General features: G+C 65.1%; 9 protein-coding genes and 2 pseudogenes. 5 read left to right on the top strand and 6 right to left on the bottom strand.

Going from position 1 to position 11,489, the window contains the following annotated elements; all coding sequences use genetic code 11:
- Positions 1–243 precede the first annotated feature (243 nt).
- From B4L36_RS15810 to B4L36_RS15795, 4 genes and pseudogenes are all read right to left on the bottom strand, one after another.
- Positions 244–1,470, bottom strand: a pseudogene (locus tag B4L36_RS15810) (IS256 family transposase); the annotation flags it as partial.
- A 276-nt stretch (positions 1,471–1,746) separates the two neighbouring features.
- Positions 1,747–1,872, bottom strand: a pseudogene (locus tag B4L36_RS15805) (integrase core domain-containing protein); the annotation flags it as partial.
- A 20-nt stretch (positions 1,873–1,892) separates the two neighbouring features.
- Complete coding sequence (gene tpiA, locus B4L36_RS15800) at positions 1,893–2,639, bottom strand: triose-phosphate isomerase (protein WP_292959112.1); 747 nt, start codon at positions 2,637–2,639, stop codon at positions 1,893–1,895.
- Positions 2,640–2,721: 82 nt separating this feature from the next.
- The gene (locus tag B4L36_RS15795) at positions 2,722–3,093 is read right to left on the bottom strand and encodes a HesB/IscA family protein (protein WP_292959111.1); all 372 of its coding nucleotides are present in this window, start codon (positions 3,091–3,093) and stop codon (positions 2,722–2,724) included.
- Between the two features lie 226 nt (positions 3,094–3,319).
- Here B4L36_RS15795 and fabF point away from each other — a divergent pair, with 226 nt between their 5' ends.
- Positions 3,320–4,582 carry a beta-ketoacyl-ACP synthase II gene (fabF, locus tag B4L36_RS15790; RefSeq protein WP_292959110.1) on the top strand — a complete coding sequence of 421 codons (1,263 nt, stop codon included), beginning with the start codon at positions 3,320–3,322 and terminating at the stop codon, positions 4,580–4,582.
- Positions 4,579–5,763, top strand: coding sequence for an endolytic transglycosylase MltG (gene mltG, locus B4L36_RS15785; RefSeq protein ID WP_414692197.1), 1,185 nt, complete (start codon positions 4,579–4,581; stop codon positions 5,761–5,763). The genes fabF and mltG overlap by 4 nt, the downstream gene beginning before the upstream one ends.
- 43 nt (positions 5,764–5,806) lie before the next feature.
- On the opposite strand, the gene B4L36_RS15780 is transcribed toward mltG, so the two are convergent.
- Together B4L36_RS15780 and B4L36_RS15775 are read right to left on the bottom strand one after the other, a co-directional pair.
- Complete coding sequence (locus B4L36_RS15780; RefSeq protein ID WP_292959109.1) at positions 5,807–6,973, bottom strand: alpha-hydroxy acid oxidase; 1,167 nt, start codon at positions 6,971–6,973, stop codon at positions 5,807–5,809.
- A 66-nt stretch (positions 6,974–7,039) separates the two neighbouring features.
- Complete coding sequence (locus B4L36_RS15775; RefSeq protein ID WP_292959108.1) at positions 7,040–7,294, bottom strand: hypothetical protein; 255 nt, start codon at positions 7,292–7,294, stop codon at positions 7,040–7,042.
- 76 nt (positions 7,295–7,370) lie between these two features.
- On the opposite strand from B4L36_RS15775, the gene B4L36_RS15770 reads away from it, so the two are divergent.
- From B4L36_RS15770 to B4L36_RS15760, 3 genes are all read left to right on the top strand, one after another.
- Positions 7,371–7,958 (top strand): TetR/AcrR family transcriptional regulator, encoded by a 588-nt coding sequence (locus tag B4L36_RS15770; RefSeq protein WP_292959107.1) that lies wholly within the window; start codon positions 7,371–7,373, stop codon positions 7,956–7,958.
- Positions 7,959–8,021: 63 nt separating this feature from the next.
- Positions 8,022–9,938 carry a DNA primase gene (gene dnaG, locus B4L36_RS15765; RefSeq protein ID WP_292959106.1) on the top strand — a complete coding sequence of 639 codons (1,917 nt, stop codon included), beginning with the start codon at positions 8,022–8,024 and terminating at the stop codon, positions 9,936–9,938.
- 178 nt (positions 9,939–10,116) lie between these two features.
- On the top strand, positions 10,117–11,489 hold a 1,373-nt coding region (locus tag B4L36_RS15760; RefSeq protein WP_292959105.1), incomplete at its 3' end, for an RNA polymerase sigma factor region1.1 domain-containing protein.

The following is an 11,489-nucleotide window of genomic DNA, read 5'->3' as shown; positions in this document are numbered from 1 at the left end:
GACGAAGGGATTCGAACCCTCGAGACCCTTCCGGGCCTACTCCCTTAGCAGGGGAGCGCCTTCGACCACTCGGCCACGTCTCCGCCGATCCGTATATGGACCGGCGTCCATAGTGACAAGGGGGATTTGGTGGTGGATCGTTTGAAACCACGGGATCAGCGGACGGATGGCCAGCCCTTCATCGTCCCACTGGTCGCGTCCGTCAAGCGGTGTAATTGCCCAGATGGCCTGAGGGCATGATGAGGCGGCTTTTGTTGTGATGCGGAGAATGGGGTCGACCTCCTCCGTGTCGATCTGAGCGAATGCTTCGACCATCATGTAGCGACTGGCGGTCTGCCACTCGTCGTTCTGCTCGAAGAGAACAGCGCCGATCAGGCGCATGATCGAGGCCTCGTTGGGGATGATGCCTACGACATCGGCGCGGCGCTTCACCTCCTTGTTCAAACGTTCAATGGGATTGGTCGAGTGCAGCTTCGTCCGCTGCTGTCGCGGGAACGACATGTAGGCCAGCACGTCGTGCTCGCTGGCGTCCATGAGATCGGCGAGCTTGGGCCAGCGCGGGCGCAGCTGTTCCGCGACCTTGTGCCAGATCTTGCCGGCTTGGGTTGGGTCGGGTTGATCGAAAGACTCCCGGATCGCGGCGGCGACGACGGTGTGCTGGCCGCGGGACACGTGCGCCAGGACGTTGCGCATCAAGTGAACGCGGCAGCGCTGCCCGCTCGGCCGTCGCCGATCCCCCGGATCGGCTTTTGGGCCTCACCTTCGAACACCGGGGCGATGGCCGCCCTGAGGCCCGTGTGCGCATCGCTGATGACCGATCGCACGCCGCCGAGACCCGGACCTTCAGGGACCGCAGGACCTCGGTCCAGAACGTCTCGGCTTCGGTCGGGCCGATGCCCAGGCTGATGATCCCCCTCCGGCCCCCGGAGTTGGCGGCGACAGCGATTATGGCCGCGACGGGCACGATGCGCCCGCCCTGGTGGACTTTGAGGTAGAGGTCGCATCCAACCAGACGTAGGGCCATTCTCCCGTCAGCGGGCGGTTCAGGAACTCGCCCACGCGTTCGTCGATGTCCTTGCAGAGCTTCGATACGGGGCTTTTCGAGATGCCCGACAGACCCATGGCCTGCACCATTTCGTCGACGTGCCGGGTCGAGACGCCGCGGATCCAGGCCTCCTGAATGACAGCCACCAGCGCCTGCTCTGAGGCTTTCGGGGCTTCGAGAAAGCCAGGGAAGTAGCTGCCCTTCCGCAGCTTCGGCACCCGCAGGTTCAGCGTGCCCAAACGGGTATCGAGAGCGCGCTCTCGATACCCGTTCCGCCGTGTCGTTCGTTCGACGTTGCGCTCATGCCGCCCGGCGCCGATCAGTCCTTCGACATCGGCTTCCATGATCAGTTGCAGCATCGGATCGGCGATGGTTGGAAGAAAGTCTCCCTGATGGTGCTTGGCCAGCAGCTCGGACAGGTCCATCGCTGTCTTGGTCGTCGAGGTCTCCGTATGGCTTGGGGTTGAAGCGTCGAAACTCCGCCTCAATCCTGCACCTCGATAGCCACCCGGGATCACACCGTTGGCGGCGTCGAAATTACACTAGCACCTCGGACACGAACGTCCCACTTGCTGCCTGAGCTACTCACCATCCTTTGGCCAGAATTCCGGCGTGATTTAAGCTGCTTGACCTGCTGGCCGGTTTCGAACTGGTTGAAGTAGACCACGGCAGGCGCTCGTCAGCAATGGGCGGTGTGAGGCCCGCTGCTGATTGTAGAAGGCGGTCCATCGGCCGATGCCAGTCTTCGCCTGCGAGCCGGTCTCCCAGGCGGGCAGATAGACGCATTCATACTTCAGATACCGCCAGAGGCGCTCAATGTTGTCGAGGCGGGGCGGCCTGAGCCGCGTCAGTCGCCTTGCAAGGCTGCGATGATGGGGCCGAAATCCGCGGCCTTGAGGCTGGCTCCGCCGACCAGCGCCCCGTTCACATGCGCGATGGCGAAAATCTCGGCGGCATTCGCCGCCTTCACGCTGCCGCCATACAGAAGACTGACATTCGCCGCGTCTGTCACCTTGCCGACCAGCCGTTCGCGCATCAGCGCATGGACTTCGGCGATCTGGTCGCCGCTGGGAGTTCGGCCGGTGCCGATGGCCCAGACCGGTTCATAGGCGATCACCGTGTTGCCGGCATTGGCGCCGGGCGGGATCGAGCCCTCGAGTTGCGCGGCGATCACCTCCAGTGCCTCGTCATTGTCGCGCTGCGCCTCGGTCTCGCCGACGCAGATGATCGCGATCAGGCCGGCGTCATGGGCCGCCGCAGCCTTGGCCGAGACATCGGCGTCGGTCTCGCCATGATCGGCGCGGCGTTCGGAATGGCCGAGAATGACGTAATCGGCGCCGGCATCCTTCAACTGCACGGCGGCGATGTCGCCGGTATGGGCGCCGAAGGCGCGCGCGTGGCAATCCTGCCCGCCAAGCGCGATCGGATGGGCGCCGATTCGCGCCTTCATCGGTTGGATCAGCAATGCCGGCGGGCAGATCAGCACGTCGCAGCCGGGGTCGGGTCGGGCCGCGATCAGCGCGTCGATCTGCGACAGCGCCGCCAGATCGCCGTTCATCTTCCAATTGCCCGCAGCCAGCTTGCGTGGTGCCATGCCCTGTCCTCCGCTTCGCACAATCAAAGGCTTAGGGAAACGCGGCCCTGGCTGCAATGATGATTGTCGCCGACGAGGCGGTTCACTCGGCCGTGCGACTACCTTCCAACGGCTCGAAGCGGACGGATTCGCCGCAGCCGCAGGCATCGGTCACATTCGGATTGCGAAAGCGGAATCCGGATTCGATCAGGCCGGATTCATAGTCGATCTCGGTCCCGAACAGGAACATCTGCGCCATGGGCGCGATCAGCACGCGGGCCTCGCCCTGTTCGACGACCTCGTCTGCCTTGTCGGGGGACTGGGCCAGATCCATCGTGTATTCCATTCCCGCGCAACCACCCTTCTTCAGGCCGATCCGCAGGCCGTAGGCCTGTTTGCCCGCCATCAGCCGCACGATCTGACGCTCGGCGGAGGGCGTGATGGTGACGGGGCTTTTGCCGGGAATGCCGAACATGGGCGGGCCTTTCGTTGCATCTGTCACAGAAGATAGGGTCCGGGGTGCTCGCGCTCAAGCCCCTGCGCTGGCCGGCGGCCGGACGATGCAGGGCTGCGATCACATCGGAACATTTCCCCGCGATGACGGCGGTTGCCTGCGCGTCCTTCCGCCGACGCGGCGTTGCGCGGCAAAACCCCCGCGTGTATCAGGTTGCCCAGGAACGGCAGTTTGAAGGATGACGCGGATGCGCAGGGTTGTTGTCACCGGACTTGGGATGGTCACGCCGCTGGCTTCGGGCGTCGAGGCGACGTGGCAGCGGTTGCTGGCCGGGACGTCCGGGGCAGGCCGGATCACGCGATTCGATCCCAGCGATGTGGTCACGAAATATGCCTGCGAGATCCCGTTCGGCGATGGCAGCGACGGCACCTTCAATCCCGACGACTGGATGGCGCCCAAGGACCGGCGCAAGGTCGATGATTTCATCCTCTACGGCATGGCCGCCGCCGATCAGGCGGTGAAGGATGCCGGATGGGAGCCCGAGGACGAGGAAGACCGTCTCCGCACCGGCGTCATGATCGGTTCGGGGATCGGCGGGCTGACATCGATCGCGGAAACGGCGGTGCTGATCAAGGAACGCGGGCCAAAGCGTGTCTCTCCCTTCTTCATTCCGGGTGCGCTGATCAACCTGATCTCGGGACAGGTCAGCATCCGTTACGGCTTCAAGGGGCCGAACCACGCCGTGGTGACGGCCTGTTCGACGGGGGCCCATGCCATCGGCGATGCGGCGCGGCTGATCATGCTGGGCGATGCGGACGTGATGATCGCGGGCGGTGCCGAGGCGCCGATCAGCGAAATCGGGATCGCCGGCTTCAACGCCTGCAAGGCGCTGTCCACGCGGCGCGATGACGATCCGACTGCCGCGAGCCGCCCCTATGACAAGGACCGCGACGGTTTCGTGATGGGCGAAGGCGCCGGTGTCGTCGTCCTTGAGGAATATGAACACGCCAGGGCGCGCGGCGCGACGATCCATGCCGAGGTTCTGGGCTATGGGCTGTCGGGCGACGCCTATCACATCACCGCGCCCGCCGAGGATGGAGATGGCGGATACCGGGCGATGCAGAACGCCCTGCGCAATGCCGGGATCGGCCCCGAGAAGATCGACTATATCAATGCGCATGGCACCAGCACGATGGCCGACACCATCGAACTGGGCGCGGTCGAGCGGCTGATGGGAGATCATTCCAGGAACGCCGTCATGTCGTCCACCAAGTCCAGCATCGGGCATCTGCTGGGCGCGGCGGGTGCGGTCGAGGCGATCTTCTGCGTGCTGGCGATTCGCGACCAGATCTGCCCGCCGACCATCAATCTGGACAATCCGGCCGTCCAGCCGAAGCTGGATCTGGCCGCCAATGCGGCGGTCCGACGCAAGGTCGACATCGCCTTGTCCAACAGCTTCGGCTTCGGCGGCACCAATGCCAGTCTGGTTCTCGGGAAGGTCAAGGAATGATCTGGCGCAACATCGCCTCGAACTTCCTGACCTTGCTGATTGTCCTGCTGATCGCCGCCGCCGCGGCTGTGGCCTGGGCAAAGCGCGAGTTTTCCGGTCCGGGGCCAAGCGAAATCGCGCAATGCGTCCAGATCGCGCCCGGGGCCAGCCTGAATGCAGTCAGCCAGCAACTTGCCTCGCAGGGCGCAGTCAGCAGCGCCTATATCTTCCGCGCCGGCACTGATTACATGGACAAGGCGCGCGACCTGAAATTCGGCAGCTATCTGGTGGCACCACGCGCGAGCATGGAAGATATCGTCGGCGTGATCACCGCGGGCGGCCCCTCGACCTGCGGGACCGAGGTGATCCTTCGCGTCGGCGTGCGCGAGACGAACGTGCTGCTGCGCGACATGAACCCCGATACCGGCGCCTTCGAAGAGATGGCGCGCTGGAGCCCCGAAAGCGGCGATCTTCCCGAAGCGATCGTGGCTGCCGAGAAAAAGCCCGATGCCCGCCTGCGCGTCGCCCTGGCCGAGGGCGTGACCAGCTGGCAGGTGGTTCAGGGGCTGAACGCCGTCGATTTCCTGACCGGCGAAGTGGACAAGGTTCCCGCCGAAGGATCGCTGGCGCCGGATACCTATGATGTCGAGGCGGGCGCCGATCGCGGCGCGCTGCTGGCCGAGATGGCGGCGCGGCAATCAAGGATCCTGGCGCAGGAATGGGAGGCGCGGCCTTTCGGCCTGCCCTATGACAGCCCGGAACAGGCGCTGATCATGGCATCGATCGTCGAGAAGGAGACCGGCCTGCCCGAGGAACGGCCGCAGGTGGCCAGCGTCTTCGTGAATCGGCTGGAACAGGGGATGCGGCTGGAAACCGATCCCACGGTGATCTACGGCATCACCCGGGGCGAGGGAATTCTGGATCGCGGCCTCAGGCGCTCTGAACTTGCGGCGCAGACGCCCTACAACACCTACCGGATCGACGGCCTGCCGCCGACGCCCATCGCCAATCCGGGACGCGCGGCGATCAATGCGGCGCTGAACCCGGCCCAGACCGACTATATCTTCTTTGTCGCCGATGGCTCGGGCGGGCACGCCTTTGCCCGCACGCTGCAGGAACATAACGCCAATGTCGCCCGCTGGCGCCAGATCGAGGCGCAGCGGGGGCAGGCGACCGACACGCCGGTGCAGGGCGGCGGCTGAGCGCGCCGCGCCGGATCCGCGGGCGGCGCGGCGCGGATCGGGTTCAGACCTCGTATTCGGTCAGAAAGTCCCTTGGTATCAGAAGGTTCTTTCGGCTCAGGGCCTTCACGTCGCGTTCTCCGCACAGTGCCATGCTGATATCCAGCTCCTTCCGGATGATCTCCAGCGCGTGGGTTACGCCGGTCGCTCCCATCGCCCCAAGGCCGTGCAGCCAGGCCCGCCCGATCCAGGTCGCATGGGCGCCAAGCGCCAGCGCCTTCAGCACGTCCTGACCCGATCGGATGCCGCTGTCCATGTGGATCTCGACCCGGTCGCCCACCGCCGCGACGATATGCGGCAACATCCGGATCGCGGACAAGGCCCCGTCCAGTTGCCGCCCGCCGTGATTGCTGACCACGATCGCATCGGCCCCGAAATCGGCCGCGATCCGGGCGTCCTCGGGGTCCATGATGCCCTTCAGGATCAGCTTGCCGCCCCACATGTCGCGGATGCGGGCGATCTTGTCCCAGTCCAGCCGCTCGTCGAACTGCTCGGCGGTCCAGCTCATCAGCGACGAGGTGTCGCCCACGCCCTTCGCATGGCCGACGATATTGCCGAACTGGCGTCGCCTGGTCCGCAGCATCCCCATGCCCCACCGCCATTTCAACGCCAGATCCAGCATCACCGGCAGCGTCAGCTTCGGCGGCGCCGACAGCCCGTTCTTCAGATCCTTGTGCCGTTGCCCCAGGATTTGCAGATCCAGCGTCAGAACCAGCGCGCTGCAACCCGCCGCCTTGGCGCGATCAATGATGGCGGCCACGAAATTCTGATCACGCATGACGTAAAGCTGGAACATGAAGGGCTTGGTGGCATGGGCCGCCACATCCTCGATCGAACAGATCGACATCGTGGACAGGCAGAAGGGAACGCCGAATCTTTCGGCGGCGCGGGCCGCGTGAATCTCGCCATCGGCATGTTGCATCCCGGCCAGCCCGACCGGCGCCAGCCCCACCGGCATCGAGACAGGCAGGCCCGCCATATCCGACGCGGTCGATCGGTCGGACATGTCCACCGCCACCTTCTGGCGCAGTTTCAGCCGTGCGAAATCGGTGGTGTTCTCGCGAAAGGTCTGTTCGGTATAGCTGCCCGATTCCGCATAATCGTAGAACATCCGCGGCGTGCGCGCCCGGTGCAGCCGTTTCAGATCCTCGATGCAGGTGATGACGGGCATGGCCGGGCCTCCTCAGTGTGGTCAGAATTTCTTACCACCGGTCGCGAACCTGCTCAATCGCCCCTGTCACAACCCCATCCGGGCGCGCAGATCGGGCTCGATGACCGGCCTTCTCAGGGCTTCGGCACGGCGGGTCAGGGCATCGCCCTCGGCCTCGGTGGCGGTCTCGATCGCGGCTGATCCGCCGGCCGCATGATCGGGCAGGGTCGGCTCGGCCAGGGCCTGCGCCGTCGGCAGCAGCCTTGGATAGGCGGTATCGCCGCGCCCGCAGGCGGCAAGAATCAGCAGGGCGCAGACCATCAGAGGAACCGGCTTCGTCATGACGCCCAGGTTAGGGCGAGGGCGCCTGTCCCGCAATCGCCCTTTTCCCGCCCCGGTCGCTGGCCTAGACAGGGACATGGCCCGTACCCAAGGTTCCCGCGCCGAGATCACCGGACCGCTGGTCCGCGCCCAGGCCCTGCGCCTTTTCGCGCGCCACGGCTATGCGGCCGTGTCGATGCGCCAGATTGCTGCCGGCGTCGGCGTGCAGGCCGGCGCTCTCTATGCCTATACGCCCGACAAGCAGGCGCTGCTGGCCGATCTTCTGGAAACCCACATGCGCGATCTGCTGGCGGCATGGCAGGACGATCCGGCGCAGCCGCCGCTGGCGCGACTGGAAGGATTCGTTCGCTTCCACATCAATTTCAGCCTCGATCATCCGGACGCCGTCTTCCTGTCCTATATGGAATTGCGCAACCTGACGCCTGAAAACCATGGCCGCATCGCGGCCCTGCGCACCCGATACGAGGATGGTCTGGACCGGATCCTGCACGCGGGCACGGCCTCAGGGGCGATGCAGCTGGACGATCCGCGACTGGCACGGATGGCGCTGATCGCGATGCTGACCGGCGTGACCAACTGGTATCGCGAGGGCGGCCGCCTGGACCGGACCCGGATCGCCGATATCTACTGGGGTCTGGCACGCGGCGCGGTCGGAGCGGACTGAGGGGTTCTTCGTTGCCCAAATACCCATCTTGCCGCCGCGCCCCGCCCCCCCGATAATCGCGCCATGAGTCTGCCTCCCGGTTTCCTTGACGAGATCCGCAACCGCGTTCCGATCAGTCGCGTGATCGGGCGCCGCGTCGTGTGGGACCAGCGCAAATCCAACCAGGCACGGGGAGACTGGTGGGCGCCGTGCCCCTTCCATCAGGAAAAATCGGCCAGCTTTCATTGTGACGACCAGAAGGGTTTCTATTATTGCTTTGGCTGTCAGGCCAAGGGCGACGTGATCAGCTTCCTGCGCGAATGCGATGGAATGGAATTCATCGAGGCGGTAAAATCCCTTGCCTCCGAGGCCGGGCTTTCCATGCCCGAACCCGATCCGCGCGCGCGTGAAAAATCCGACCGCCGATCCCGCCTCATCGAGGTGACCGAGGCCGCCTGCCGCTGGTTCCGGCTGCAATTGCAGACCGGCGCTGCGGCCGAGGCGCGCGACTACCTTGCGCGGCGCGGCCTGGACCGCGAAAGCGAGGCGCAATTCGAGATCGGCTTCGCGCCCGGCCACCGCACCGCGCTGACCTCGGCGCTGCGCGACAAGGGCTTCGAAGAGGCGCTGATCGTCGAGGCCGGCATGGCTGCGAAACCCGTTGATGGCGGACCGGCCTATGATCGCTTTCGCGGCCGGATCGTCTTTCCGATCCGCGACGGACAGGGCCGCTGCATCGGATTCGGCGGGCGCGCGATGGATCCGAATGCCCGCGCCAAATATCTCAACAGCCCGGAAACGCCGCTGTTCGACAAGGGGCGGAACCTCTACAATCTCGGCCCTGCCCGGGCGGCGGTCGGCAAGGGGCAGCCGCTGATCGTGGCCGAGGGCTACATGGACGTGATCGCGTTGTCGCGCGCGGGTTTTCAGGGTGCGGTGGCGCCGCTGGGCACCGCCATTACCAGCGAACAACTGGCCGCGATGTGGCGCCTGTCGCCGGAACCGGTCATCGCGCTGGACGGGGACGCGGCGGGCCAGCGGGCGGCGCAGAGGCTGATCGATCTCGCGCTGCCTCTGACCGGCCCGGGGCAGGCCCTGCGTTTCGTCCTGCTGCCTGCGGGTCAGGATCCGGACGATCTGATCAGGGTGGCGGGGCAGGGTGCGATGAAGGCATTGCTGGATCAGGCCCGGCCGCTGGTCGATCTGCTGTGGAGCCGCGAAACCGAGGGGCAGCGTTTCGACAGCCCCGAACGCAAGGCCGCGCTGGACCGCCGCCTGCAACAGGCCATTGCCAGAATCCCCGACGAGTTGACCCGCCGCCATTATGCCGACGAAATCCGCGGAAAACGATGGCAGCTTTTCGGGGGCCGGCGGCAGCCCCGGGGCGAAGGGGTGCGGCAGGGCGCGGCGGGGCGCGGCCCCGCCCGGCGCGGAGGGGCCTCGATGGCCCCGCGCGCGCCGCTTCCCACCTTGCCGGTCGCCGGGCCCGATGCGGGAACGGCGTTGCTGGAGGGCGCCAGCCTGCTGATCTGCGCCCTGCGGCCGGAACTGGTGGCGCTTGTCGAGACGCGGCTTGAACGGCTGTCGCCCCGCGATGCTGATCGCGCCGCATTGTTGCATGATCTGCTGACCGGAAACGAAAGCGAGGCCGGTCGCCGGGCTCTTGAAATCCTTCGCAGCGACGCCCAATTGGGCCTGACCCCGCCCGTCATCGGCCGCAAGGATCCGGAAGCCATTCTGACCATGCTGCAAAATCTGCTGGACCGGATCGAGGCGGAACGCGCCGCAGGACCGGAACTGTCGCGGGCCGAGACCGAAATCGAGGGTGATGCGGACGAAGGCCTGACCTGGCGCTTTCAGCAGGTCAACAAGGCACGACACCGCGCCGAACGTCCGGAACTCGAGGATTCCGGCGACCTGAACGAAGACAGGGACAAGCTTGCGGCCGAGTTGAGCGACGCCCTGAGCAGACAGATTTGGCGCAAGCCGCCCCGCCGGTGAGAGACCTTGCCCGCAAGGTGCGCGGAGTGCGGTCCGGCAGGTGCGAATCATCTGTCGGAGGGCAAAGGACAATTGCTGGCGCCGATCTTTGATTCGGTCGGCCGGCACGGTAAAAGCAAGGCAGTTTCGGCGCGATTCGGGTGATTCGCGAATCACCGCCTCGGAAAGGGAGCCCTGGATGGCCACCAAGGAAGACGACACCGACAAGACCGACAAGGACGAGAATGCCCATTCGCTGGACATGAGCCAGGCGGCGGTCAAGAAGATGATCGCCGAGGCCCGCGACCGCGGCTACATCACCTATGACCAGCTGAACACGGTTCTGCCTCCCGAGCAGGTCAATTCCGAACAGATCGAGGATGTCATGTCGATGCTGTCCGAGATGGGCATCAACGTGATCGAGGACGAGGACGAAGCCGACGAGGCCGAGGGCGGCGCAGTCGCCACCACCGCCTCGGGTTCGCGCGAGGTGGCGGTCGCAGCCACCGAAACCGAGAAGCTGGACCGCACCGACGACCCCGTCCGCATGTATCTTCGCGAGATGGGCAGCGTCGAATTGCTGTCTCGCGAGGGCGAGATCGCGATCGCCAAGCGCATCGAGGCCGGACGCAACACGATGATCGCGGGCCTTTGCGAAAGCCCGCTGACCTTCAAGGCCATCACCATGTGGCGGCAGGAACTGCTGGACGAAGAGATCCTGCTGCGCGACGTGATCGATCTTGAGACCACCTTCGGTCAGGCGATGGAAGACGAAGAGGCCGAGGACGAGGAATTGTCCGAGGAAGGTGGCGCGGCGGCAACCTCGGACAAGCGCGAGGAACTGGATGCCGACGGCAATCCGATCAGCAGCGATGATGACGAGGACGAAGACGACGGCGCCAACCTGTCGCTTGCCGCGATGGAAGCCAGCCTCAAGCCGAAGGTGCTGGAGACGCTGGAAGTCATCGCCCGCGATTATGAACAACTGGCCGACATGCAGGATCAGCGGATGTCGGCCACGCTGAACGAGGATAACAGCTTTTCGGCCAACGCCGAAGGCGCCTATCAGAAATTGCGCAGTGAAATCGTTGCCTTGGTGAACGAACTTCATCTGAACAACAGCCGCATCGAGGCGCTGGTCGATCAGCTTTACGGCATCAATCGCCGCATCGTCACCATCGATTCCGGCATGGTCAAGCTGGCCGATGCCGCGCGCATCAACCGCCGCGAATTCATTGACGCCTATCGCGGTTCGGAACTGGATCCGACCTGGATCGACCGGCTGTCACAGAATACCGGCCGGGGCTGGCAGGCGCTGTTCGAAAGATCGCGCGACAAGGTCGAGGATCTGCGCGTCGAGATGGCGCAGGTCGGCCAGTATGTCGGCGTCGATATCGAGGAATTCCGCCGCATCGTGAATCAGGTCCAGCGCGGCGAGAAAGAGGCCCGGCAGGCCAAGAAGGAGATGGTCGAGGCGAACCTGCGACTGGTCATCAGCATTGCCAAGAAATACACGAACAGGGGCCTGCAATTCCTTGATCTCATTCAGGAAGGCAATATTGGCCTGATGAA

Source organism: Paracoccus sp. UBA889, from assembly GCA_002294185.1.
In the GTDB taxonomy this organism is placed as follows: Bacteria; Pseudomonadota; Alphaproteobacteria; order Rhodobacterales; family Rhodobacteraceae; genus Paracoccus.
The sequence above is the reverse complement of the archived record's forward strand: the minus strand, read 5'-3'. Positions and strand labels throughout refer to the sequence as shown.